The following is a 24122-nucleotide window of genomic DNA, read 5'->3' on the forward strand; positions in this document are numbered from 1 at the left end:
AAGATGTCTCTAGGAATAGTCTTCCTCTCCGAAGTCTTTGGCACGGGCATGCTGACCCTGTTGGGTTGCGGCGTCGTTGCCAACGTGGCTTTGCGGGGGACAAAAGGCAACAACGGCGGTTTCCTGATGGTCACATGGGGGTGGGGAATCGCCGTCTTCGCGGGTGTCTTCGTCGCCGCCAAGTCGGGCGCGCACCTCAACCCTGCCGTCACCCTCGGCCTGCTGCTCAACGGCAAGCCGGAATACGCTCCGGGAGTCGCCGTCGACTTCGCCTCCACCCTGACCTACTTCGGGGGCGAGCTTCTGGGCGCCTTCCTCGGCGCCGTGGTCTGCTGGCTGGCCTACAAGCAGCACTTCGATGACGAGCCGGAGCCTGCCGGCAAGCTCGGGACCTTTTCCACCGGCCCGGCCATCCGGTCCACCCCCTGGAACCTGATCACCGAGATCATCGGCACTTTTGTCCTGGTCTTCGTCATCCTCACCCTCGGTGGCACCCCCTCGGGGCTCGGCCCGCTGGCCGTTGCACTGCTCGTGGTTGGCATCGGTGTATCCCTCGGCGGCCCCACCGGCTACGCCATCAACCCCGCCCGTGACCTCGGACCCCGCATTGCCCACGCAGTGCTTCCCATCAAGGGCAAGGGCTCCAGTGACTGGAGCTACTCCTGGATTCCGGTGGTGGGGCCGCTTGTCGGCGGCGCCCTGGCCGGAGTTGTTGCCCGGATCGCCCCGATCATCGTCACCGCCGCTTCCTAAACCCCCGGCACCCAGTTCGAACAACAAGACAAGGACGTCATTATGAACCAGTACGTAATCGCCATTGACCAGGGCACCACCAGCACCCGCGCCATCATCTTCGACCACAGCGGCGCGATCGTCTCTTCCGGCCAGATGGAACACGAGCAGATCTTCCCGCAGGCCGGCTGGGTGGAGCACGATGCCGCGGAGATTTGGAACAACACCCGTGAGGTCATCGGTTCGGCCCTCTCAAAGGCGAACCTGACGCGGCACGATATTGCCGCCGTCGGCATCACCAACCAGCGCGAAACCGCCGTGGTGTGGGACAAGACCACGGGCAAGCCGGTCTACAACGCCATCGTGTGGCAGGACACCCGCACCCAGGACATCGTGGACCAGCTGGCCAAGGACGGCGGGGCAGACCGCTTTAAACAGAAGGTGGGCCTGCCCCTGGCCACCTACTTCTCCGGCACCAAGATCAAGTGGATCCTGGACAACGTTGACGGCGCCAGGGAAAAGGCAGAGGCCGGGGACCTGGTCTTCGGCAACACCGACGCCTGGGTCCTGTGGAACCTGACCGGCGGTGTCGACGGCGGCGTCCACGTCACCGACGTCACCAACGCGTCCCGCACCCTGTTCATGGATCTGGAATCCCTGCAGTGGGACGACGAGATCCTCGGCATCTTTGGCGTACCGCGCAGCATGATGCCGGAAATCAAGTCCTCCTCCGAGGTGTACGGCACCGTGCACAGCTCCCAGCTGCTCCGCGAGACGCCGGTTGCGGGCATCCTGGGCGACCAGCAGGCCGCAACCTTCGGCCAGGCCGCTTTTGACGCCGGCGAAGCGAAGAACACCTACGGCACGGGCTGCTTCCTGATCTTCAACACGGGCGAGGAAATCGTCCACTCGAAGAACGGGCTCCTCACCACGGTGGGCTACAAGCTGGGCGACGCCAAACCGCACTATGCCCTGGAAGGGTCCATCGCCGTCACCGGTTCACTGGTCCAGTGGCTGCGTGACAACCTGGGCATGATCAGCAGCGCCCCCGAGGTGGAAACCCTTGCCGCGTCGGTCAAGGACAACGGCGGCGTGTACATCGTCCCGGCGTTCTCCGGCCTGTTCGCCCCGTACTGGCGCTCCGACGCCCGCGGTGCGATCGTGGGCCTGACCCGGTTCGTCAACAAGAACCACATCGCCCGCGCGGCGCTGGAGGCCACCGCGTTCCAGACCCGCGAGGTGCTGGACGCGGTCAACGCGGACTCCGGCGTGCCGCTGAGCGAGCTGAAGGTCGACGGCGGCATGGTTGCCAATGACGCCCTGATGCAGTTCCAGGCGGACATCCTTGGCGTCCCGGTCATCCGTCCCAAGGTCATTGAGACCACGGCGCTGGGAGCTGCCTACGCGGCAGGCCTGGCCGTCGGGTTCTGGAAGGACCTGGGGGAGTGCTCGGCCAACTGGTCCGAGGACAAGCGCTGGGAGCCGCAGATGGACAAGGCCGAACAGGAACGCCAGATGCGTCTCTGGAAGAAGGCCGTCACCAAGTCCATGGAGTGGGTGGACGAGGACGTCAGGTAACGTCCTTCACACCTCGGGGCCGCCCTGCCTGGAAAGGCAGGGCGGCCCCTGCCGTGTCCGGCGGACCTTTCCGGGATTTGTGCCAGGCCGGGTTCGGCCGGCAGCGTGCGGGCACGTCACGGCGCAGGGCGCCCCGGCAGGTCCTCGGTGGCCGGCCCCTGGATGACTTTGCCGTCCACATCGAAGCGGGAGCCATGGCAGGGGCAGTCCCATGTGCGGTCTTCCCGGTTGAATCCGACAGTGCAGCCAAGATGGGTGCAGGTCGCGGACACCGCGTGGACCTGTCCTGCAGGATCCCGGTAGCACGCGGTGCTGGCCCCGTCCGTTTCAATGACAGTGCCGTCGCCGGGAGCAAGGTCCGCTGTCCGGCGTGCGGCCTTTTGCCGGGGAACGGTGTCCCCGGGCGCTGCTGGTGGCCCTGGGGCCGTGGCGGCCCGCGACGTCGCACGGTTGGTGTCAAACAGGGCCGCCCACTCATTGGGCGTGCCGTTGAGCAGATCCGCCAGCATCAGCGCCGCGGCCGTACCGTTGGTCAGGCCCCACTTACGCAGGCCCGTGATGACGAACGCGTGCCGGCTGTCCGGGTTCAGGGGCCCGGCGTAGGGCACGCCGTCGAGGGGCAGCGCGTCCTGGGTGGACCAACGGTAGGCCACGCCGCCGGCCCCGAACTGGACGCGCGCATAACGGGCCAGGCTCGCCTGGCGCGGTGCCGGGTCTACCTGCGTGCCCGCGGGATGGCCCTCGCCGCCCGTCAGCAGGTACGTCACCCCGTTGAGGCGGACCGTCAGCAGCGAACGCATGGGCTCATCCGCGCTGATGAAGGTGGCGTCCAGGGGAGGGGTATCGATCGGCGCGGCGACGATGTAGGAGCGGTGCGGCCGGCAGAGTGCTTCGAATCGGCCGTGGTCGGCGAAGGGAACATTCGTGGCCACAATCGCATCCCGGGCGAGCACGGTGCCGTCGGCGGCGGCCACCGTGACGGGACGGCCCTCGCGCAGCTCCAGTGCACGGGTGCGTTCGAAGACGAAGCTGCCGTTTCCGTCCACCCGTCCGGCGAGCCCCTGGAGGTACTGGACGGCATGGATCTGGGCCTGGCCGTCAAACCGTACGGCACCGGCTACGGGAAACGGCAGGGGAACGTCGGCGGTGAACGTTGACGGAAGGCCGAGGTCCGCCGCAAGCCCGGCTTCGGCCCGCACCTGTGGCAGCGCGTCAGGGCCTGCGGCAAAGGTGTAGTTGGCGACCCGGCGGAAACCGCAGGAAATGTTCTCAGCGTCCACCACCGCACCGATGTACTCCACGGCCGCCTGGTTCGCCAATCCATAGCTCCTGGCCGCTGCAACGCCGTGACTGCGCTGCAGGTCCGTGTAGGCGAGGCGGTGCAGTGAGGTCACCTTGCCGGTGGTGTGGCCAGTGACGCCCGTGCCGATCCGGCCGGCCTCCAGGACTGCCACCGAGTGTCCCGAACGTTTCAGGGCCAGTGCTGCGGTCAGCCCGGCGATGCCTCCGCCGATGACTGCCACGTCCACTTCCACGGTGCCATGAAGTTGCGGGAAATCGGTGGCGCCGGCGGTTGCCAGCCACAGGGAGAGGGGCTGTCCTTCAGCAGGCCCGGCGGTGGTTTCCTCTGACATGGTGTGCCGCCTCCCAACGTTGTGGGACGATCATGCGCGATTGCCCCGGCCAATGCAAAGGGCCGTTCGGCCTGGCTGAGGCGGGGGACGTGCCGGTGCGCTAAAGTAGATCCATGCGTGCGATCCTTCTGCTTAGTTAGCCGCCGGCTCCGATTATCGGACAGCTGAGCGGCAGCCCCTCCATGGAGAGGGGCTTTTGTGTGTCCGGGGCATGGCGCCGGGCCGGCAGCAGGAGGATCAGGCCGTTATGGCAGCACAGATGCCGTAACAGAACAGAAGAGGGCAGCAGTGGGCGTTCAGCCGGAGACAGAGACCGGAACAGCAACAACAGTATCGGCGGAGCCTGAAGAGGGCACCTACAGTTTCGCCGCCATGGAGGCCAAATGGCCCCAGGTATGGGACGACCTCAAGGTCTTCACCCCGGTGGACGACGGGTCGCGGGAGCGCCGCTACGTGCTTGACATGTTCCCGTACCCGTCCGGCGACCTGCACATGGGCCATGCCGAGGCGTTCGCCATGGGTGACGTGGTAGCCCGCTACCTGCGGCAGAAGGGCTACGACGTCCTGCATCCCATCGGCTGGGACTCCTTTGGCCTGCCTGCGGAGAACGCCGCCATCAAGCGCAACGCCCACCCCAGCGAGTGGACGTACGCCAACATCGACACCCAGGCGGCCTCCTTCAAGCGGTACGCCATCTCCGCCGACTGGTCGCGCCGCCTGCACACTTCCGATCCCGAGTACTACCGCTGGACGCAGTGGCTGTTCAAGCGCTTCTACGAGCGTGGCCTGGCATACCGGAAGAACTCCCCGGTCAACTGGTGCCCCAAGGACCAGACCGTCCTGGCCAACGAGCAGGTTGTCAACGGCGCCTGCGAGCGCTGCGGCACCACTGTGACCAAGAAGTCCCTGAACCAGTGGTACTTCAAGATCACCGACTACGCGGACCGCCTGCTGGATGACATGGACGAGCTCCGCGGCCATTGGCCCGAACGCGTCCTGGCCATGCAGAAGAACTGGATCGGCCGCTCCGAGGGTGCGCACGTGAACTTCGTGATCGAGGCCGACGGCGGCAGGCCCGCCAAGGACGTCACGGTCTTCACCACCCGCCCGGACACCCTGTACGGGGCAACGTTCTTCGTGGTCGCTGCGGACGCGCCGCTCGCCGTCGAACTTGTCACGGACGAACACGCCGCGGCCCTGGACGAATACCGTGAACGGGTCAAGGCACTCTCGGAAATCGAACGCCAGTCGACGGAGCGCGAGAAGACCGGCGTCTTCACCGGCCGCTACGCCATCAACCCGCTGAACGGAGAGAAGCTGCCCGTGTGGGCCGCCGACTACGTCCTGGCGGACTACGGTACGGGCGCCATCATGGCCGTCCCGGCCCACGACCAGCGCGACCTCGACTTCGCCAAGACCTTCGACCTGCCGGTCCGCGCTGTCCTGGACACCGGCGAAGAAGACCCGGCCGTCTCCGGCACCGCGACAGCGGGCGAGGGCACCCTGATCAACTCCGGCGCGCTGGACGGCCTGCCCAAGGCTGAGGCCATTCCTGCCGCCATTGCCATGCTGGAACAGCAGGGTACCGGCGAGAAGTTCGTGAACTTCCGGCTCCGCGACTGGCTGCTGAGCCGCCAGCGCTTCTGGGGCACCCCCATCCCCATCATCCACTGCCCGTCCTGCGGTGAAGTCCCCGTGCCCGATGAGCAGCTGCCCGTTACCCTGCCCGCGGACCTCCGTGGTGAGGACCTTGCACCGAAGGGCACCTCGCCGCTGGCTGCGGCGGAGTCCTGGGTCAATGTGGAATGCCCCACCTGCCACGGGCCCGCCAAGCGGGACACCGACACCATGGACACGTTCGTGGACTCGTCCTGGTACTTCCTGCGCTTCGTCTCCCCGCATTACACCGAGGGGCCCTTCGATCCGCAGAAGATCAATGACTGGATGCCGGTGGGCCAGTACGTGGGCGGCGTGGAGCACGCCATCCTCCACCTGCTCTACGCACGCTTCTTCACCAAGGTCATCCACGACCTCGGCATGATCGATGCCGACGAACCGTTCAGTGCGCTGCTGAACCAGGGCCAGGTGCTCAACGGCGGCAAGGCCATGAGCAAATCCCTGGGCAACGGCGTTGACCTCGGCGAGCAGTTGGACAAATACGGCGTGGACGCTGTCCGCCTGACCATGGTGTTCGCGTCCCCGCCCGAGGACGACGTGGACTGGGCTGACGTGTCGCCGTCCGGTTCCGCCAAGTTCCTGGCCAGGGCCTGGCGCCTGGCACAGGACGTCACCAGTGAACCTGGAGTGGATGCCGCCGCCGGAGACCGCGGGCTGCGTTCGGTAACGCACCGCACCATCGCCGATGCCGCCGAACTGCTGGACGCCAACAAGTTCAACGTGGTGGTGGCCAAGCTCATGGAGCTGGTCAACGCCACCCGCAAGGCGATCGACTCCGGTGCGGGCGCAGCGGATCCCGCAGTCCGCGAGGCCGCGGAGGCGGTTGCAGTAATCCTCAGCCTGTTCGCGCCGTACACCGCAGAGGACATGTGGAACCTGCTGGGCCACCCTGCATCGGTTGCCAACGCCGGCTGGCCGTCCCACGACCCCGCCCTGCTGGTCCAGGACACGGTCACCGCCGTCGTCCAGGTCCAGGGCAAGGTCCGCGACCGGCTGGAGGTGTCCCCGGACGTCTCCGAAGACCAGCTGCGCGAACTGGCCTTGGCGTCGGAGAACGTCCAGCGCGCCATGGATGGCCGGGGCATCCGCACGGTGATCGTCCGGGCGCCTAAGCTGGTCAACATCGTTCCGGCCTAGTTGCTGCACCCGCAGTGATGCACCGGCCGCCGGAAACTTTCCGGCGGCCGGTGCCGGTTGAGCCGGACAGCGTCTCCAGGAGGCCCCTTGCCCGACAGTAACGCCGCCGCCTGGCCTTGGGTCCGTGCCCGGCTGTCGGGCCTCCGTCCTGCGGCCCGGCCGGGAACACGGCGTCCGGGTGGCAGCCCTGTCGCCCGCACCGCCGTCGTCACGGACTCTGCTGCTGCCCTGCCCGCGGACTACGTTGCCGGACTGCCGCGGGACGGGATCCTGACGGTGACTCCGATGCCCGTCATGGTCGGCGCTGAAATCTACGGTGAGGGCGAAGACGACATCCTGGAGACCATCGCGGTGGCCCTGGCCGCGGGGACGCCGGTCAAGACGTCCAGGCCGTCACCGGGGCAGTTTGAGCAGGCCTACCGGGCCGCTGAACTCCGGGGATACGAAGGGATCGTTTCGGTCCACCTCTCGGGCGGACTTTCCGGCACCGCGGACGCCGCGCGCCTGGCTGCGGCCAGGGTGGGGATTCCTGTGGACGTGGTGGACACGGGAACCGTGGGCATGGCGCAGGGCATGGCCGTACAGGCAGCGGTGGAAGCAGCGTCAGCCGGCGGTGACCGGTCCGCGGTGGCCGCGGCGGCAACGGCCCAGGCAGCACGCACCAAGGTCTTCTTCTACGTGCCCACCCTTGAGCAGTTGCGCCGCGGCGGGCGGATCGGGGCGGCGGCGTCGCTCCTGGGGACCATGCTCGCCATCAAACCAATTCTGGCGGTCGACGGCGGCAGGATAGTTCCGCTGGAAAAGGTGCGCTCGGGTGCCAGGGCTGTGGCCCGGCTTGAGGAAATCGTCGTGGCGGAGGCGGAGGCGCATCCCGGCGACTCCGTGGTCCTGGCCGTCCACCACTTCGGCAATCCTGAGGAAGCGGAGAGCCTGGCGGTGCGGCTGGAGGCGGCCCTTCCACAGTGCCCTCCGGCCCAGATCAGCTCCCTTCCTGCCGTCCTGGCAGCGCACGCCGGCCTTGGGGTCCTTGCGGTGATTGTTGGCAGGACCACCGGCCTCCACGCAGGCTGAGCGCCCGCAGGTCTTTCGCCGGGTCTTTGGCCTCTGGTGGGAGTTCACCGGGATCCGTAGCGTTCGCATCAGCGCGGTTCCGGTTCGGGACGGCAGTTTGAGGGCCGGAGGACCAGCATGCGTGTTCACGGAATTCGCACTTTCCGGGCCGTCCTTGCGCTCCCGGTTCTACTGGCTCTCGTCCTGGCCGGGTGCGGACAGGAAAGCCGCCAGCCATCGCCCACCCAAGCCCCGTCAAGCGGATCGCCGAACCCGGCCTGCGACCTGATCACTCCTGCCATCGCTGCCAAGGTCGATCCCGGCCTGGTCCAGATGGGGCAAAACGGGAAACCGGCGGGAAGTCCGGCTTATCTGTGCAGCTACATGAGCAAGTACGAGAAGGTCCTTGCGCTCTCCGTCTCGCTCATCTCGCCCGCATCGGCCGCCGACATCACCGACGCGAAAAAGGCCCCCGACTGCTCTGTGGTGGATGGCATTGGGGACTTCGCCTGCATGCAGTGGACGGGATGGTTCCGCGGCGAGCCCGGCGGGGCCTCGGCGAACACAGTGCTCAAGGCCGTCAAGGGCAAGGAATCCCTTGACCTCCGCATCGTGGCCATGCCGCCCATCGCAGCAGGAACCCCGGTACCGGACGGCAACGTGTCCGCACACGCCCTGGCGCAGGCAGCTGTCGAGGCCGGGTGGGGCAACGGTACTGAACTTCGGGTTCCGCCGGCGCCATCTGCCGGTCCGCAGACGTCCACAAACAGCCCCGTATGCGCCCTGGTCAGTGCTGATGCCCTCAAGCAGGCCTTTGGTACCACCACCCAGGCGCAAGTTTTCCCGGGGGAGGGCAGCTGCCGGTACCGCTTTGGCGCATTGGGCACACCCGGTCCAGACTCGCTCGTGTTCGCCCTCGAACTGCATCAGGGAGGTGCTGCTGCGCTCTCAGGGCCGTTGCCGCCGGATGGCCACAACATCCAGGGCGTTGGCGACAAAGCAACTCTCATCATCCGTTCGGAACCAGGCGGACCGAAGTCCCTGAGGCCCCCGAGCGATGTTCCGGTCACCATCTTGTCCCTCATGGTCGCCCGGGGGCAGAACATGGCAATCTTCACCGCACAGCTCCTGATTTCGCCGCAGGGGCCCACCGAAGAGCAGGTCAAGGAACAGTTCGTCACGCTGGTCAAGGGCATCGACTTCTAAACCAGCCTGTGCCTGTTGCGCCAACAAACTCCAGGGCGGTACACGTAGGAGGGGATCCGGATGGCCAGGGAAGCCAGCTCCGTGTAATAGCCCACGTGCGCCGGTCGGTTCCGAAGCGTTGGAGTGCTAACCGCTGCGCTGTTGATCCTCACCGCATGCGGGTCCGGCCAGCCAGCTGACATGGCCGTGGCACGCAAGTCCTACGCGTTGATGACCCAGCCACCTGCGTCCGGGTCGTCCCCTCTGGGTCCCACCGAACCAGCAGAATGCAACGTATTCCACAGGTCGTGGCAGCACGAGGCACAGCTGGACCTCTCCATGGGCTTTGCGCTGGGGGAAGTGTCCAACCTTGGCGATCATGGAGTCGGCATGATCCTCTTCGATGTGCGAAGCGCGCCCCGGGACACCCTCGCCAAAGCCGACTTTGATTACAGCGAGGAGCTGATGGCTCGCTGCGCCACGTTCGACCAGACAGTGACCGGCGCCAGCGGACCCCAGAAGCTCACCATTCAACTTCTTCCCGGTCCGGACATCGGCGAGAAGTCCTACGCGACCAGGCAATCCTCTAACGGCAACATCACCGGCGTCGGGCTCCGCGTCCTTGCCGGAACAGTGTAGCTCGACATGGGATCCAACACCGGGATGGCGATAAGCGAGGAAGAGGCCCTTAGCGTGATGACGCAGATTGCGAAGGAGTTTATCGACGCGGCAAGGAACCAGTAGCCGCCACTGCCGGACTTGTACGGCGTGCGCAGCTTTCCACATAGCGGCCTTGAGTGTGTCGCGCAGCGGGGGAGGTTCCTAGGGTGGAGCTATGTCACGCCGGGATGCTGGAGCAGCACGTCAGCAGGCCCGGCATGCGAGGGACCGGCTGCAGGCCACCCTGGGGGACGCGACCCCCGGGTTCCTGGAGGACGGGCCCGGCCCCGGCGGTTTCGAGTACAGCGGCCCCCGCGAAACAGGCACGGTAGCGGGCGGACCCGAAACCGGCAGCCGCCCTGAGGGCGGATCCGGGAGCTGTTCCGGCGGTGTGCCGTCGCTCCGGTGGCGGGTGGGACTGCGGGTTGCCGTGCTGCTGGGTGTCCTGGCAGTGGCTGCGGGAGCCTGGTTCTGGTGGCAGGCCGGGGCGGCATCCCCGGAGGTCCTGCCCCTGAGCGGCGCCAGTTCCGGCGGCAAGGCCACGGGCAGCGGTGGAGCCGCCGCGGACAGCACTACGCCGGTGGATCAAGACGGCGGGGGACCTGGCGGCGGGGAATCCGGGCGCGGCCCGGGGCAGCCCGCGTCCGGCGGCCTTGTAGTGGTGCACGTGGCCGGGGCTGTAGCCGCGCCCGGCGTCATCAGGCTCCAGCAGGGCAGCCGGGTTGATGACGCCATTGCTGCCGCGGGCGGGGCTGCCCCGGACGCGGACGTGAACCGACTCAACCTTGCCCTGGCGGTGGAGGACGGGCAGAAGATCTACGTCCCGCGGCAAGGGGAGCCGGCGTCCTCCGCAGCCGAATCCTCCGGTTCCGGGGGAACGGGCCCGGGTGGCATGGACCCGGGCGGCGTTGGGTCCACCGGCACCGGCCAGGCAGGAGGCGCAGCCGGCGGGAAGATCAACCTCAATACCGCCGGCGCCGCGGAACTGGATACGCTGCCAAAGGTCGGGCCGGTACTCGCTCAGCGGATCGTGGATTGGCGAAAAGACCATGGACCTTTCAAAAGCGTCGAGGAACTGGACGCGGTGCATTGCGTCGGACCGAAGATGCTCGAGGCCCTGCTGCCCCTGGTGACGGTCTAAGGCATCCCGGATGGCGACGGAAAGGGGCAGGCCAGGCAGGGCCGACGGCCCGCAAAGGCGGGAAGGCCCCGCCGGGGGAGAGGGAGCCACGAGCCCTTGGAGCCGGTTCGTGGAATCCGCGGTTCAGGGGCCCGGCCGAAGGCCAAACAGCGGGGCTCCCGCACGGACGGTGCACCCATCGACAACGCAACCGTCCGGATCCTGTTCGCGTCCCGGAGCAGTCCCACCGTCCCTGGGACGGGCACGCCTGCAACCGCCAGGTCTGCCCGGCCGCCGTTGCGGCGCCCTGAAACGCCTGACCCCGAAACGCCTGGCCCCAAAAGGCCGAACCCCGAAGGGCCGCGCCCTGAAAGCCGGGGCTCTGACCTGCCGGGCGCTGACCTTTGGGGACATGAAAGGGTATTGGGCGCAGTGTCTGGGCCGCGTTCGCCAGCGGCTGGTTGAAAGCGGCCGCGAGCGGGAGGAAAGCGACTCCGGCTCAGTAGGACCGGGACGCCGCACGGACCTCCGGCTTGCCCTCCCCGCAGTTTCGGTGTGGGCTGCCTCGGTGGCAGGGCTCTGGCTGCCGCCCCCGTGGCTGGCTACTGTGTGCTGCGCGCTGACGGTGCTTGGAGGCCTTTTCCTGGCCCGTGCCGCGAAGGGAGGACGGAGGGGAAGCCTGCGTGCCGCCGCCCGCGCCTCGGGTCCGGGACGGAGACATGGTGCCCGGGGCCGAAGCTTCCGGGCAGCACTGGGCGTCTCCCTGATGCTGGCCGGCGCGGCGGCAGCCCATTCCGCGACCTCCTCAAGCCAGCGGTCCGAGGGGCCGCTCGCTGAGGCCATCGCGGGCGGAAAGTCGGCCGTCGTCATTGTCGAGGTAGCCGGAAACCCGCGGGCCCTGGCCGGACCCGGAGGGGCGGCGGAGAGGTGGTCGGTCCCGGTGTGGACGCAGGAAGTGACAGCGGGTGGCATCCTGGTTCGCACCCGCGCCCGGCTCGTGGTGATGGGCGGGCAGGGGTGGGGCGGCGTGGTGCCGGGGCAGACGCTGCGCGCTGCCGGCAAGCTGCGGCCGGCAGACCCCGGTGGGCAGGAGGCGGGAAACCTGGCCGCATCGACGGCTCCAGGCAAGCCCTCGGGTGGCTCACTGCTGGAAGAGTCAGCCAGGGAGCTCCGCGGGCGATTCGTTTCCGCCTCGGCCTTCCTCGAACCGGATGCCCGCGGGCTCCTCCCCGGGATGGTCACCGGTGACACCAGTGCGCTGGATGAGGGGTTGAACAACGCCATGAAGGCCGTTGGCATGACGCACCTGACGGCAGTCAGCGGGGCAAACTGCAGCCTGGTGCTGGGGGCGTTGCTGATGCTGTGCCGGTGGTTCCGGATGCCGCGTGCCCCGGCCGCAGCTGCGGCCCTTGGCGGCCTGGCTCTGTTCGTGGTCCTGGTGGGGCCTGATGCCAGCGTTCTGCGGGCAGCGCTGATGGGAGCCATCGGCATCGCCTCGCTGGCGGGTGGACGTTCAGGGCGTGGACTGAGCTTCCTTTGCCTGGCTGTCCTGGGGCTGCTGTTGGCGGATCCAGGCCTTGGCACGAGTTTTGGCTTCCTGCTTTCTGTCCTGGCCACACTGGGAATCGTTCTTATAGGCCGACGGATCATCAGCTGGATTCCCGCGGCGGTCCCACGGTGGCTCGCTGCCGCGGTAGCGGTTCCGTTGTCCGCCCAGCTGTTGTGCGGGCCCGTCATCGTGCTTCTGCAGCCCCGGTTTTCAACCTATTCCCTGGCAGCCAATGTCGTCGCCTCGCCCCTGGTGGCTCCCGTGACCCTGCTGGGAACAGCAGCGGTGCCCCTGGTGGTCGTCCTGCCGTGGGCTGCCGCAGCACTGATAGCCGTTGCCGGGACTTTCAGCGGGGGCGTCGCGGCTGCGGCAAGGATCGCGGCCCAGCTGCCGGGGTCCGCGCTCCCATGGCCGGAAGGGGTGCCCGGGATGCTGTCCATGGTGCTGCTGTCGGTCCTGTCGCTGGCTGGCGTCGGGGCGGCGGCAAGGCCGCTCCGCCTCATCCGCTGGGTCCGGTCGGCGCACGCAGGAACTGTCGTATTCCTGGAGTTGCTGGAGTCGCGCCTGCATCGCTTCCGCGGTGTCCGCAGCTTGGACCCCGGGCACAGACGTGGCAGGCTGGGATCCTGCAATAAAACCTCCGGAAGGAACTGTCGATGGCCGCTGCGCAAAAGCGAGCACCCCGCTCCCCGGCGTCGAACACAGCCTCCTGGCGGGACGTAACCCCGGCCCGGGTCGTCCTGGTGAGCGGTCCCGAAGAGTACCTGGGTATCAGGGCGATGGACAGGATCCGGTCCCAGGTCAGGGCTGCCGAACCTGACGTGGAGGTCAGCCGCATCAACGCGGCGGCATATGAGGCCGGCACCCTGACCATGCAGGTGAGTCCATCCCTCTTTGGCGAGAGCAAGCTGATCGAGGTGGAGGCTGTGGAAGGGATGAATGACGCCTTCCTTGCCGATGCCCTCGGCTACCTGCAGCACCCGGAGGAAGACGCCGTCGTCGTGCTGCGCCACGCAGGCGGGGTTCGCGGCAAAAAGCTCCTCGACGCCGTCAGGAAAGGGGGCTGGCCGGTAGTGGAGTGCCAGCCGCTGAAGAAGGACGCGGACAAGGTCCAGTTCGTCGCCGCGGAATTCAAGGCGGCCGGACGCCGGATCAACCAGGACGCCGTGCAGGCCCTGGTGAATGCCGTGGGAGCAGATCTGTCAGAGCTCGCTGCCGCCTGCTCCCAGCTGATCGCCGATGCAGGGGGCACGGTCACCACTGACACCGTCGACAAGTATTACGGCGGACGGGTCGAAGCCACCGCGTTCAAGGTGGCCGACGCCGCCATGGCCGGAAACGCCCCTCTTGCACTGTCGACGCTGCGCCATGCTCTCGCCACCGGTGCTGATCCGGTACCGCTGGTGGCTGCACTTGCCTCCAAGCTGCGGACGGTGGCGCGGGTGGCGGGCGCCTCCGGGCCGTCCGCGCAGATCGCTGCGGAATTGGGCATGCAGCCGTGGCTGGTGGAGCAGGCGCAGCGCGACGTGCGGCGCTGGACCCCTGAAGGCTTGGTGCGGTCCATCCAAGCCACGGCGGAAGCCGACGCGCAGGTCAAAGGCTTGTCCCGGGATCCGGTGTACGCCGTGGAGCACGCCGTCACCGTGATTGCCATGTCCGTCCAGGGCAGATAGCCCCCCGCAGCGCCCAAGAGGCCCGGACGCTCTTGGCGTCGAGCTGCCGCGGCTCGCGGACTGGCGGCTTAAAAGCGTGTGGCCGGTACCCGAGGGTACCGGCCACACCATCAGTTCGTGGGAACTGGAAACCTTAGAGTGCGTTGACCTTCTTGGAGATCGCCGACTTACGGTTCGCTGCGTTGTTCTTGTGCAGAACACCCTTGCTGACAGCCTTGTCCAGCTTACGGCTGGCAGAAACGAGCGCAGTAGTAGCAGCTTCCTTGTCAGCGGACTCAACAGCGGTGTTGACGGCGCGGATGGCCGTCTTCAGCTCGGACTTGACTGCGTTGTTGCGCAGGCGGGCCTTCTCGTTGGTCAGGATGCGCTTCTTCTGGGACTTGATATTCGCCACGTGTGAACTCTCTTTGTAATGCGGAAATGGTCTAGAGGGCTTTCAGGCTGGCCTTGACTGAGCGGCGTGGGGATACCTATGGCGGCCAACCATCAGTGACCGTCGACCTGCACGGACACACAGCAATAAAGACTAGCAGGTCAGCGGCGGCTCTGGCCATTTCAGCGGGTCAGGCCCAGCCGTGTCGCCGCCGAAGCCCGGAAGCCACCTTTTCGAACCGCGCCTTGTCCAATACCGCGCCTTCGCGCCGGATGCTGTCCGGGCGGATCTGCAGGATTCGGTCCAGCCGCACCTCGCTTGCCCTGCCCTGCTTGTCCCAACCCCCGGAGCCGAGATCCACGTAGTCCCCGGACGACGTCCCGGCAGGAACCCTGTCCCTGCTGGTCAGCATCAGCCCCAGGAGGAAGGGGCCGTTGTGCCCCACCAGCAGCACCGGCCGGTCCTTCCCCTTGCCGTGATCCTCCTCATAGGGCACCCAGGCCCACACCACCTCGCCCGGATCGGGGTCGCCGTCGGGCTGCGGGGCGTAGCGGACAGAGGCGCGGCCACGGTAATCGCCGGGATAGGCCGCCGCTTCGCCGGGAACACCTTGGCCGTCGGCGCGCCGATTGCCGCCGGGGCGCTGGTCCTGGACCGGCCGCGGGGCCACGGACCGTTTCTGCAGCATGCGCAGGCCGCGGCGGACGGCGTTTCCCAGGGAGCGGAGATCTATGGCCATCCCGACAGCCTATCGGCGGGGCTGCCGTTGAAACAGCGTGCCTGGGCCAGCCAGGATGCGGTGGCGGGGTCGCGGACGTGGGACACTGGACGTTAAAGATGTGCGGCTGGACCGCAGGCGCCTTTCGCGCGCCTGGCGGATGGCTGCAGAAAAGCCAACAGTAAGGACCCTGCGTGTCTCCCATGGCCCGCACCGCACCGGTGCCCGCCGCGACAGATCCGGCAATTATTCGGAACTTTTGCATCATCGCGCATATCGACCACGGCAAGTCCACCCTGGCTGACCGTATGCTGCAGTCCACCGGGGTGGTCCAGGCGCGTGACATGAAGGCCCAGTACCTGGACCGCATGGACATCGAGCGCGAACGCGGCATCACCATCAAGTCCCAGGCCGTCCGCATGCCGTGGGAGGTGGACGGTGTCAGTTACGCGCTGAACATGATCGACACCCCGGGGCACGTGGACTTTACTTATGAGGTCTCCAGGTCACTGGCTGCCTGCGAGGGCGCAATCCTGCTGGTGGACGCAGCCCAGGGCATTGAGGCCCAGACGCTCGCGAACCTGTACCTGGCGATGGAGAACAACCTCGCCATCATCCCGGTCCTGAACAAAATCGACCTGCCGGCGGCGCAGCCCGAAAAGTACGCCGCCGAGCTCGCCAGCCTGATCGGCGGCGATCCCGAGGATGTCCTGCGGGTGTCCGGCAAGACCGGCGTTGGCGTGGAAGCCCTCCTGGACAAGATCGTCCGTGACCTCCCGGCGCCAAAGGGCGACCCCGATGCGCCGGCCCGTGCCATGATCTTCGACTCGGTCTACGACACCTACCGCGGCGTGGTGACCTATGTGCGCGTGGTGGACGGGATGCTCCACCCGCGTGAACGCATCCAGATGATGTCCACCAGGGCCTCGCACGAACTCCTGGAAATCGGCGTCAGCTCCCCGGAACCCACACCCTCCAAGGGCCTCGGTGTTGGCGAAGTGGGCTACCTGATCACCGGTGTGAAGGACGTCCGCCAGTCCAAGGTGGGCGACACCGTCACCAACCTGGCCAAGCCGGCCGCCGAGTCCCTGCCCGGCTACGCCGATGCCAAACCCATGGTGTTCTCGGGCCTGTATCCGCTGGACGGCGCTGACTACCCGGTGCTGCGCGACGCCCTCGAAAAGCTCATGCTCAACGACGCCGCACTGGTGTACGAACCGGAGACCTCCGCTGCGCTGGGCTTCGGCTTCCGTGTGGGTTTCCTGGGCCTGCTGCACCTTGAGATCACCCGCGAACGCCTGGAACGCGAATACAACCTGGACCTCATCTCCACGGCACCCAATGTGGAATACGAGGTGACCCTGGAGGACAAGAAGGTGGTCCGCGTGACCAACCCCAGCGAGTACCCCACGGGCAAAATCGCCGAGGTACGCGAACCCATGGTTTCGGCCACCATCCTGGCCCCCAACGAATTCGTTGGCGCCATCATGGAACTGTGCCAGTCCCGCCGCGGCGTCATGGGCGGCATGGACTACCTCTCCGAGGACCGGGTGGAAATCCGCTACCGGCTGCCGCTGGCGGAAATCGTCTTCGACTTCTTCGACATCCTGAAGTCAAAGACCCGTGGCTACGGCTCCCTGGACTGGAAGGCCGACGGCGAGCAGGCTGCCGACCTGGTGAAGGTGGACATCATGCTCCAGGGCGAACAAGTGGACGCCTTCAGCGCCATCACCCACCGGGACAAGGCCTACGCCTACGGCGTGATGATGACCGGAAAGCTCCGCGAACTCATCCCGCGGCAACAGTTCGAGGTGCCCATCCAGGCGGCCATCGGATCCAGGATCATCGCCCGCGAAAGCATCCGGGCCATCCGCAAGGACGTGCTGGCCAAGTGCTACGGCGGTGACATCTCACGAAAGCGCAAGCTGCTGGAAAAGCAAAAAGAAGGCAAGAAGCGCATGAAGATGGTGGGAACGGTCGAGGTGCCGCAGGAAGCATTCATCGCGGCCCTCACCACCGACGAATCAAAGGACAAGGCCAAGAAGAAGTGACCACTGCGCAGCAGGGGACCCGCTGATGCCCAGCGTTCTTCCCCTCGGCGACCCGGCGGCGTCGGACGGTCTGCTGCCTGCACAGGCATTGGACGGTGCGGCGGCCCGGGCCTTTGGCCTGTACGTCCACATCCCGTTCTGCGCCGTGCGCTGCGGGTACTGCGACTTCAACACCTACACCGCCACGGAACTGGGCGGCGGCGCGTCACAGGATGCCTACGCCCAAACCGCGGTGTCGGAAGTGTCCCTGGCCGGCGCCGTGATGGCACGGTCCGGGCTGCCGGAGCGGAAGCTCGGCACTGTCTTTTTCGGCGGCGGCACGCCCACCCTGCTGCCGGCTGATGACCTCGCCCTGATCCTTCGCGCTGCCATTGACCAGTGGGGCATCGAGGACGGAGCCGAGGTCACCACCGAAGCCAACCCCGATTCGGTCACCCCCGAATCCCTCGCCGTCCTCAAGGAGGCGGGCTTCACCAGGGTTTCCTTCGGCATGCAGTCCGCCGTCCCGCACGTTCTCAAGGTCCTGGACCGCACCCACACGCCCAGCCGCGTTCCGCAGGTGGTGCAGTGGGCGCGGGAGGCCGGGCTGGATGTCAGCCTGGACCTGATTTACGGCACGCCGGGGGAGTCGCTGGCGGACTGGCGCCACTCCCTGGAGACGGCACTCTCCTACCAGCCGGACCACATCAGCGCCTACGCCCTGATTGTCGAGGACGGGACCAAGCTGGCCGCGCAGATGCGCCGCGGCGAGGTGCCGGGAATTGACGACGACGACCACGCCGACAAGTACGAACTCGCCAACCAGCTCATCACCGAAGCCGGGCTCGGCTGGTATGAGGTCAGCAACTGGGCGCGGAGTCCGGAGCACGCGTGCCGCCACAACCTGGCCTACTGGCGTGGCGACGACTGGTGGGGCATCGGCCCCGGCGCGCACTCTCACGTGGGCGGGGTGCGCTGGTGGAACGTGAAGCACCCATCCGCTTATGCGAACCGCCTGTCCCAGGGCCTGTCGCCTGCGGCGGGCAGGGAGACCCTGGATGCCGACACCAGGAACCTGGAGCGGGTGATGCTGGAGGCGCGCCTGCAGTCAGGGCTTGAAGTCTCCACTCTTAGCGCAGCCGGACGGCATCAAGTGGCCGGCCTGATCGCGGACGGCCTGGTGGAACCTGCCGCTGCCTTCCAGGGCCGCCTGGTCCTCACGCTCAAGGGCAGGCTCCTGGCGGACGCGGTAGTCCGCCGTATCCTGCCCGACTGACTGGGCCCACGCCCGTCGGGTCCTCCCCGCGGGGCCGGTGGACCCGCGGGGAGGCGCGGCTACTTAATCCAGCGCAGGTTGTACTGGTAGCGGTGCGGCTGGCCCTTGTTGACGTGGATCCCTGCTGCCACGGAGAAGCAGGTGAGCGCCACCCAGATCAGGGTGGCGATGACCGCGAAGATGTTTCCCACATAAGGGATGAACACCAGGATGTTGGCCAGCACGGCGGCGATGGTGGGCGGCAGGCTGAAGTTCAGCGCTTCTTTGGATTCCTGCGCGGTGAACGGGCCGCGGTCACGGAAGATCAGGTAGATCAGCAGCGAGGGGACGCACCCCAGTATCCCGCCGAAATGCGCGAGCGTGGCCCATTGGCGGTCTTCGCTGGCCGTGAGCGGCAGCGCATTGGCGGGGACGCCATGGTACTCGGAACGGCCCTGGCCGTCCCTGTGATCACGTGCGTTTTCTGCCACAGTCTGTTCCTTCGGAGGTGCAAGTGGTGCTGACTTCATGTACGGGCGCGGTGTGCAGCGGCCTTCGGAAAAGGCGCTGCACTACCAAGAATACTGGCTCCCGGGCCGGGGCCCGGCCTTCAGGGGACGGTGAGGAAGTCGATGACTTCCTCAACCCGCCCCAGCAGCGACGCTTCCAGGTCCGCATAGGTACGGACCGCGCCCAGCAGTTTCTGCCACCCCAGCCCGATGTCCTCCTTGGTGGCGTGCGGCCAGCCAAAGGCCTTCAGGATTCCGGTCTTCCAATCCTGTCCGCGCGGCACGGCAGGCCATTTGTCGATCCCGAGGACCGCAGGCCGGATTGCCTGCCAGACGTCCACATAGGGATGGCCCACGATCAGGACATTTCCGGCCGCGCCGGGGGATGCCATGACGGCGTCGGCTATCCGGGACTCTTTGGAGTCGGGGACGAGGTGGTCAACGAGCACGCCGAGGCGCCGGCCCGGCCCAGGTTTGAAGGCGGCAACTGCAGCGGTGAGGTCGTCAATGCCGTGCAGGGGTTCGACGACGATGCCTTCAACCCGAAGGTCGTCTCCCCAGACCTTTTCCACCAGTTCGGCGTCGTGCTTGCCTTCCACCCAGATTCGGCTTGCCTTGGCGACCTGGGCCCGCTGGCCGGCGACCCGGACGGAGCCTGAGGCTGTCCTGCCGGCGGCGGGGCCGGAGGCTGCCGGCCGGGCGGCGGGAGGCATCAGCCGGATGGGGCGGCCCTCAAGGAGGAAACCGAAGCCGAGCTTGAAGGACCGGGACTTCCCTCGGCGGTCCTCCAGCGCCACGACGTGCATGCCGCCGGACTTTTCCACCCGGGTGACGGCGCCCACCCAGCCCGACTGGAAATCCTCGAGCACCATGCCCCGCTCCACCGGCACCTCGGGCAATTCCGCCTTGGCCGGGGCGGAAACGCCGCGGGGCCCCCAGTTTTGGTAATCCATGGATTCAATCCGCCTAGCGCTAGGTCCTCCGCACCGGAATTTCGCCCGGAGCGGTACCAATGCTAACAACGGGCCGAGGCATAATAGACTGTTAGCACTTAGGCATGTCGAGTGCTAACACTGGTGGCACCTGGCGGTGTATGCGCCCCGGACCATGGATGGAGGTGGAGAGTGAGCGAGCCACGCAAACTGGAAGTGCTGCGGGCCATCGTGGAGGACTACGTCCACTCCCGCGAACCGGTCGGGTCAAAGGCATTGGTCGAACGGCATCATCTTGGCGTTTCCAGCGCAACCATCCGCAATGACATGGCGGCCCTTGAAGACGAGGGATTGATCACGGCCCCGCACACCAGTGCAGGCCGGATTCCCACGGACAAGGGCTACCGGCTCTTTGTCGACCAGATCTCGGCAGTCAAGCCCCTGTCGGCAGCGGAGCGCCGGGCCATCCAGTCCCTCCTGGAAGGCGCAGACGACCTCGACGACGTCCTGGACCGCACCGTCCGACTGCTGTCGCAGCTGACCAACCAGGTGGCTGTGGTCCAGTATCCGCACCTCAGCAAGGCACTGGTGCGCCACATCGAGTTCGTGCTCCTGGCCCCCCGCAAGGTGCTGGTGGTGCTGATTGCGAACAGCGGCAAGGTGGAGCAGCGGGTCATCGACGTCGGCCAGGACCTTGGCGACGACGCCCTGGCCGCGCTCCGCACCCGCTTCCTTGCCGCACTGGCCGGAACTCCGCTCAGCCAGCTGGCCAAGGCGCTCCCCGCCGTCGTGGCCGGCACCGCGCACGGCCAGCGCCAGGCCGCGCACGCCCTGGCACTTGGCCTCGAGGGGCTGGCGCAAAACACCAGGGAGGACCGGATGGTCATGGCCGGAACGGCGAACCTGGCCAGGTCCAACGTGGATTTCCCCCTCAGCATCGGCCCCGTGCTCGAGGCACTGGAGGAACAGGTGGTGATGCTGCGGCTGTTGAGCGAAATGGCCCAGGACCACCGGGGAGTGGCTGTCAGTATCGGAAGGGAAAACCCTTATGACGGCCTTGCCGAAGCCTCCGTGGTGGCCACCGGCTACGGCCCGGACAGCGCCGCGAAGGTAGGGATCCTCGGCCCAACCAGGATGGACTATCCCACCACCATGGCCGCCGTCAGGGCTGTGGCCCGCTACCTTTCCAGGATTTTGGGGCCCTGACTCTTCGCCGCCGGAGCCTTTTCCGGACCGGAACACAGAGCGGGGCCGCCCAAACTGAACGCAGTACAACAAGGAAGAGATACGAACTTTGAGCAGCCACTATGACGTCCTTGGAGTCTCACCCGAAGCTACGGGCGAAGAGATCAAAAAGGCCTACCGCAAACTGGCCCGCACCCTTCACCCGGATGTAAACCCCGGTGCGGACGCTTCAGAACGCTTCAAGGCAGTAACTCACGCCTACGAGGTCCTTTCCGACCCCCAAAAGCGGAGGATCTACGACACCACAGGCAACGAGAACGGCACGGACAACGGCTTCGGCGGTGCCGGTTACGCGGGCCAGGGCTTCGCTTTCCAGGACATCTTCGACACCTTCTTCGGCGCCGGTGGCACCTCCGGCCCGGCTTCCCGCGTCCGCCGCGGCCAGGACGCCCTCATCAGCGTCCGGGTCGACCTTCGCGACGCCGTGTTCGGCGTGAACAAGAAGCTCGAAGTGGATACTGCCGTGGTCTGCCCCACCTGTGACGGATCCTGCTGCCGGCCCGGCACCCACCCCGAGCGCTGCGACATCTGCGGCGGCAGCGGCCAGGTCCAGCGGGCCGTGCGTTCCATCCTGGGCCAGGTCATGACGGCCGCCCCCTGCGGCACCTGCGAAGGTTTCGGCACGGTCATCAAGGATCCATGCAACGAGTGCAGCGGCCAGGGCCGTATCCGCAGCCGGCGGTCGCTGACCATCAAGGTTCCCGCTGGTGTGGCCACCGGAACCCGGATCCAGCTCGCCGGGCAGGGCGAAGCGGGACCTGCAGGCGGACCGACCGGTGACCTGTACGTGGAAATCCGCGTCAACAATGACGCCACCTACGTGCGGGAAGGCGATGACCTCCACGCCACCCTGCACATCCCCATGACGGCGGCTGCACTGGGCACGGACGTCAGCCTGGAAACGTTCGACGGTACCCAGGACATCGACGTCAAGCCCGGAACACAGTCCGGCGAGATCATCACCCTGCGTGGCCTGGGTGTCACGCACCTGCGGGGATACGGCCGCGGGGACCTGAAGGTCCACCTCCAGGTGGACACTCCGGCCAAGCTCGACCCGGCACAGGAGGACCTCCTCCGGCAGCTCGCCAAGCTCCGCGGCGAACAGATCACCGAGGGCAAGCTCGCCGCCAGCGGCGGCATGTTCGCCAAGCTCCGGGACCGGCTCGGTAACCTGTAGCGGTGAGCAACCCCGTCTTCTTCACCTCCGCCGGTTCACTGGCGGGCATGGTGCCCGGCCAGCTCTTTGTCCTCGAAGGGGCGGAGGCCCGGCATGCAGTCACCGTCAAACGCCTGTCTCCGGGCGAGGCCGTGGACATTGTCGACGGCGCCGGCGCGCGCATGAGCGGCAAGGTCGCCTCCGCCGCGCCCACGGGACTTGAAGTGGAGTGCGGCGCACTGGCAATGGAAGACAGGCCGGACGTCCGTCTGGTGCTGGTTCAGGCCCTGGCCAAGGGCGACCGCGACGAACTGGCCATTGAAACGGCCACCGAGCTGGGCATCGATGCCGTCATACCCTGGCAGTCGGAGCGGTCCATCGTGCGCTGGAAAGGTGACAGGGCCGCCCGCGCCCACGCCAAGTGGGAGTCCACCGTGGCCGCCGCCGCCAAGCAGGCGCGGCGCGCCTGGATCCCCGAGGTCCGGGCCGCCGTCGATACTGCCGGGCTTTCCGCCGCCGTGGAGGGTGCAGACCTGGCCGTCATCCTCCACGAAGATGCCGTGCGTCCGCTACGGACCGTCCTGGAAGCGTGGCAGGGGAGTGGGCACGACGGAATCCGGGAAGTCCTGCTGATCGTCGGCCCGGAAGGCGGAATCAGCCAGCGGGAAGTAACGAAACTCTGCGACAAAGGCGCTGTGACCGCCCTGTTGGGGCACCACGTCCTGCGGTCCTCCACGGCCGGGCCTGCCGCCGTCGTGCTTGCAAGCGACATCCTTGGCCGGTGGACGGCTACCTGACCTTGAAGGACCTGGTGTCCTCGTTGCGGTCCGGCTCCCCGCCGGACCCTGCCTGCGCCACCCGGAGCTCATAGCCGCCGGCCGGCAAGGTCAGTGCCAGCGTAAAGACGCCCGCCTGCCCCTGCCCGGCGCCGGCCGTGGTTTCACCGGTCAGGAACGGGGCCTTGCTGCCGCCGTCCCCGGACTGCAGGATCTGCCAGCGGAGCTTTGCTCCCGGCGACGTGCTGCGGCCGGTGATCTTTACGCTGCCGGCAGGCACCTCGGTGCTTTCCTGCGGATCTATGATCCACACCGGCGCCACCAGCCCGGCTGCCCGGGTCATCAGTGCGCCCAGCTGGACTTTTCCGAACGCGACATAGTCCGTGTGGCCGTCCACGAGGATCCGCACCCGGACCTGCTGCCCTGTGTCGATCAGGCCCGAACTGGCAGCGGCGGCGGTCGCCGTGTAGATCAGCTGTTGGATGGCGCGGGCGGCCATGTCGGCGTCGAGGTTGCTGTTGAAGGCGTCGGCCGAGACGTCGACCGTGATGATGTCCTTGCCCGAGATGGAGGTGGCAAGTTTGTCCGGGTTCTGCCAGGGCGTAAAGAAGTCGGGGTCCAGCGGCTTCTCCGACATCATGGCGCGCAGTGCCCGCGTCACCGGGTTCTCCTGTTCCGGAACGTCCCGGAACTCACGGTAGAGGAAGATGTTCCCTCCGCTGCGGCCAATCCAGTACACCGGGGCCTTATTGGAGGACTGGGTGGTTTCCAGTGGGGCGCTGGTGGCCGGCGCGTCCGGCATGGTGCCGCCTGTGGCCGGGACTGAGGCGGAGGTGGCGGAGGGCGTTGGTCCGTTCTCGGCGGTGCAGGCTGCAAGGGCGGGAACGAGCACCAGGATTCCTGCGAGGACGGCAGGGCGCACTCGGCCCATCGGTCGTCCTGCCCGTTCGGGCACAGAGGTTTCCGGCACTGTCCTGCCTAGTCCTTTCCTGGCGTGGCGGGCCGATCCCCCTGGCGGCCTGGCGTTCCAGCAGACGCTGGATTTCCAGCATTGCACAGGGGAGGGTGCCTCCAGCCGCTCTTTGGCCTCCCCGGCCGCAACTGCAACGGGAACGATATGAGGCCGATATGAA

Annotated in this window: 20 protein-coding genes; 14 read left to right on the forward strand and 6 right to left on the reverse strand. The window is 67.1% G+C overall.

Features of this window, described 5'->3' with window-relative positions; all coding sequences use genetic code 11:
* The first annotated feature begins 3 nt into the window (after positions 1-3).
* Positions 4-753 carry an MIP/aquaporin family protein gene (locus MRBLMD1_RS20000; RefSeq protein ID WP_159631930.1) on the forward strand — a complete coding sequence of 250 codons (750 nt, stop codon included), beginning with the start codon at positions 4-6 and terminating at the stop codon, positions 751-753.
* 42 nt (positions 754-795) lie between these two features.
* On the forward strand, positions 796-2310 hold the full coding sequence (gene glpK / locus MRBLMD1_RS20005; RefSeq protein WP_307490630.1) for a glycerol kinase GlpK: 1515 nt from the start codon (positions 796-798) through the stop codon (positions 2308-2310).
* A gap of 116 nt (positions 2311-2426) precedes the next feature.
* Here the strand turns inward: glpK and MRBLMD1_RS20010 are convergent, their stop codons facing one another.
* Positions 2427-3944: an FAD-dependent oxidoreductase gene (locus MRBLMD1_RS20010; RefSeq protein ID WP_364402889.1), complete on the reverse strand. Its 1518-nt coding sequence runs from the start codon at positions 3942-3944 to the stop codon at positions 2427-2429.
* A gap of 288 nt (positions 3945-4232) precedes the next feature.
* Here MRBLMD1_RS20010 and leuS point away from each other — a divergent pair, with 288 nt between their 5' ends.
* From leuS to holA, 7 genes are all read left to right on the forward strand, one after another.
* Positions 4233-6758, forward strand: a complete 2526-nt coding sequence (leuS, locus tag MRBLMD1_RS20015) for a leucine--tRNA ligase (RefSeq protein WP_364402892.1) — start codon at positions 4233-4235, stop codon at positions 6756-6758.
* 87 nt (positions 6759-6845) lie between these two features.
* Positions 6846-7829: a DegV family protein gene (locus MRBLMD1_RS20020; RefSeq protein WP_364402894.1), complete on the forward strand. Its 984-nt coding sequence runs from the start codon at positions 6846-6848 to the stop codon at positions 7827-7829.
* Positions 7830-8192: 363 nt separating this feature from the next.
* On the forward strand, positions 8193-9014 hold the full coding sequence (locus MRBLMD1_RS20025; protein WP_364402896.1) for a hypothetical protein: 822 nt from the start codon (positions 8193-8195) through the stop codon (positions 9012-9014).
* A 180-nt stretch (positions 9015-9194) separates the two neighbouring features.
* Complete coding sequence (locus tag MRBLMD1_RS20030) at positions 9195-9632, forward strand: hypothetical protein (RefSeq protein ID WP_364402898.1); 438 nt, start codon at positions 9195-9197, stop codon at positions 9630-9632.
* Between the two features lie 196 nt (positions 9633-9828).
* Positions 9829-10794, forward strand: coding sequence for a ComEA family DNA-binding protein (locus MRBLMD1_RS20035; RefSeq protein WP_364402900.1), 966 nt, complete (start codon positions 9829-9831; stop codon positions 10792-10794).
* A gap of 391 nt (positions 10795-11185) precedes the next feature.
* Positions 11186-13045: a ComEC/Rec2 family competence protein gene (locus tag MRBLMD1_RS20040; RefSeq protein WP_364402902.1), complete on the forward strand. Its 1860-nt coding sequence runs from the start codon at positions 11186-11188 to the stop codon at positions 13043-13045.
* The gene (gene holA, locus MRBLMD1_RS20045) at positions 12979-13995 is read left to right on the forward strand and encodes a DNA polymerase III subunit delta (RefSeq protein ID WP_364402905.1); all 1017 of its coding nucleotides are present in this window, start codon (positions 12979-12981) and stop codon (positions 13993-13995) included. Before MRBLMD1_RS20040 ends, holA begins: the two co-directional genes overlap by 67 nt.
* 133 nt (positions 13996-14128) lie before the next feature.
* Here the strand turns inward: holA and rpsT are convergent, their stop codons facing one another.
* Positions 14129-14389, reverse strand: coding sequence for a 30S ribosomal protein S20 (gene rpsT, locus MRBLMD1_RS20050; RefSeq protein ID WP_018761400.1), 261 nt, complete (start codon positions 14387-14389; stop codon positions 14129-14131).
* Positions 14390-14558: 169 nt separating this feature from the next.
* Entirely contained in the window at positions 14559-15107 is a 549-nt protein-coding gene (locus MRBLMD1_RS20055) for a type II toxin-antitoxin system PemK/MazF family toxin (protein WP_364402907.1), read from the reverse strand.
* 173 nt (positions 15108-15280) lie between these two features.
* On the opposite strand from MRBLMD1_RS20055, the gene lepA reads away from it, so the two are divergent.
* Complete coding sequence (gene lepA / locus MRBLMD1_RS20060; protein ID WP_364402910.1) at positions 15281-17137, forward strand: translation elongation factor 4; 1857 nt, start codon at positions 15281-15283, stop codon at positions 17135-17137.
* Positions 17138-17162: 25 nt separating this feature from the next.
* Positions 17163-18392, forward strand: a complete 1230-nt coding sequence (hemW, locus tag MRBLMD1_RS20065) for a radical SAM family heme chaperone HemW (RefSeq protein ID WP_364402912.1) — start codon at positions 17163-17165, stop codon at positions 18390-18392.
* A 59-nt stretch (positions 18393-18451) separates the two neighbouring features.
* On the opposite strand, the gene MRBLMD1_RS20070 is transcribed toward hemW, so the two are convergent.
* The gene (locus MRBLMD1_RS20070; RefSeq protein ID WP_141941485.1) at positions 18452-18862 is read right to left on the reverse strand and encodes a DUF4870 domain-containing protein; all 411 of its coding nucleotides are present in this window, start codon (positions 18860-18862) and stop codon (positions 18452-18454) included.
* Between the two features lie 119 nt (positions 18863-18981).
* Positions 18982-19833 (reverse strand): DUF3097 domain-containing protein, encoded by an 852-nt coding sequence (locus MRBLMD1_RS20075; protein ID WP_364402915.1) that lies wholly within the window; start codon positions 19831-19833, stop codon positions 18982-18984.
* Between the two features lie 171 nt (positions 19834-20004).
* Between MRBLMD1_RS20075 and hrcA the strand changes: the two genes are divergently transcribed.
* The 3 genes from hrcA to MRBLMD1_RS20090 all read left to right on the forward strand — a co-directional run bounded on the left by hrcA (position 20005) and on the right by MRBLMD1_RS20090 (position 23010).
* Positions 20005-21018, forward strand: a complete 1014-nt coding sequence (gene hrcA, locus MRBLMD1_RS20080) for a heat-inducible transcriptional repressor HrcA (protein WP_159631940.1) — start codon at positions 20005-20007, stop codon at positions 21016-21018.
* A gap of 88 nt (positions 21019-21106) precedes the next feature.
* Positions 21107-22234 (forward strand): molecular chaperone DnaJ, encoded by a 1128-nt coding sequence (dnaJ, locus tag MRBLMD1_RS20085; protein ID WP_364402918.1) that lies wholly within the window; start codon positions 21107-21109, stop codon positions 22232-22234.
* Positions 22235-22236: 2 nt separating this feature from the next.
* On the forward strand, positions 22237-23010 hold the full coding sequence (locus MRBLMD1_RS20090) for a 16S rRNA (uracil(1498)-N(3))-methyltransferase (protein ID WP_364402920.1): 774 nt from the start codon (positions 22237-22239) through the stop codon (positions 23008-23010).
* On the opposite strand, the gene MRBLMD1_RS20095 is transcribed toward MRBLMD1_RS20090, so the two are convergent.
* A complete protein-coding gene (locus tag MRBLMD1_RS20095) occupies positions 23003-23920 on the reverse strand; it encodes a GerMN domain-containing protein (RefSeq protein ID WP_364402923.1) in 918 nt (305 codons plus the stop codon). The two genes, MRBLMD1_RS20090 and MRBLMD1_RS20095, sit on opposite strands and share 8 nt — an antisense overlap.
* Positions 23921-24122 lie beyond the last annotated feature (202 nt).

Origin of the sequence: Pseudarthrobacter sp. LMD1-1-1.1 (genome assembly GCF_040676255.1) — a bacterium.
In the GTDB taxonomy this organism is placed as follows: domain Bacteria; phylum Actinomycetota; class Actinomycetes; order Actinomycetales; family Micrococcaceae; genus Arthrobacter.

What these genes read in the sequence shown, in the direction of transcription:
- MRBLMD1_RS20010 (WP_364402889.1), bottom strand. Translation starts at nt 3,944, where the DNA reads ATGTCAGAGGAAACCACCGCCGGGCCTGCTGAAGGACAGCCCCTCTCC.
- glpK (WP_307490630.1), top strand. Translation starts at nt 796, where the DNA reads ATGAACCAGTACGTAATCGCCATTGACCAGGGCACCACCAGCACCCGC.
- MRBLMD1_RS20025 (WP_364402896.1), top strand. Translation starts at nt 8,193, where the DNA reads ATGAGCAAGTACGAGAAGGTCCTTGCGCTCTCCGTCTCGCTCATCTCG.
- MRBLMD1_RS20075 (WP_364402915.1), bottom strand. Translation starts at nt 19,833, where the DNA reads ATGGATTACCAAAACTGGGGGCCCCGCGGCGTTTCCGCCCCGGCCAAG.
- holA (WP_364402905.1), top strand. Translation starts at nt 12,979, where the DNA reads ATGGCCGCTGCGCAAAAGCGAGCACCCCGCTCCCCGGCGTCGAACACA.
- MRBLMD1_RS20055 (WP_364402907.1), bottom strand. Translation starts at nt 15,107, where the DNA reads ATGGCCATAGATCTCCGCTCCCTGGGAAACGCCGTCCGCCGCGGCCTG.
- MRBLMD1_RS20095 (WP_364402923.1), bottom strand. Translation starts at nt 23,920, where the DNA reads ATGGGCCGAGTGCGCCCTGCCGTCCTCGCAGGAATCCTGGTGCTCGTT.
- MRBLMD1_RS20030 (WP_364402898.1), top strand. Translation starts at nt 9,195, where the DNA reads ATGGCCGTGGCACGCAAGTCCTACGCGTTGATGACCCAGCCACCTGCG.
- MRBLMD1_RS20040 (WP_364402902.1), top strand. Translation starts at nt 11,186, where the DNA reads ATGAAAGGGTATTGGGCGCAGTGTCTGGGCCGCGTTCGCCAGCGGCTG.
- MRBLMD1_RS20035 (WP_364402900.1), top strand. Translation starts at nt 9,829, where the DNA reads ATGTCACGCCGGGATGCTGGAGCAGCACGTCAGCAGGCCCGGCATGCG.
- hemW (WP_364402912.1), top strand. Translation starts at nt 17,163, where the DNA reads ATGCCCAGCGTTCTTCCCCTCGGCGACCCGGCGGCGTCGGACGGTCTG.
- MRBLMD1_RS20000 (WP_159631930.1), top strand. Translation starts at nt 4, where the DNA reads ATGTCTCTAGGAATAGTCTTCCTCTCCGAAGTCTTTGGCACGGGCATG.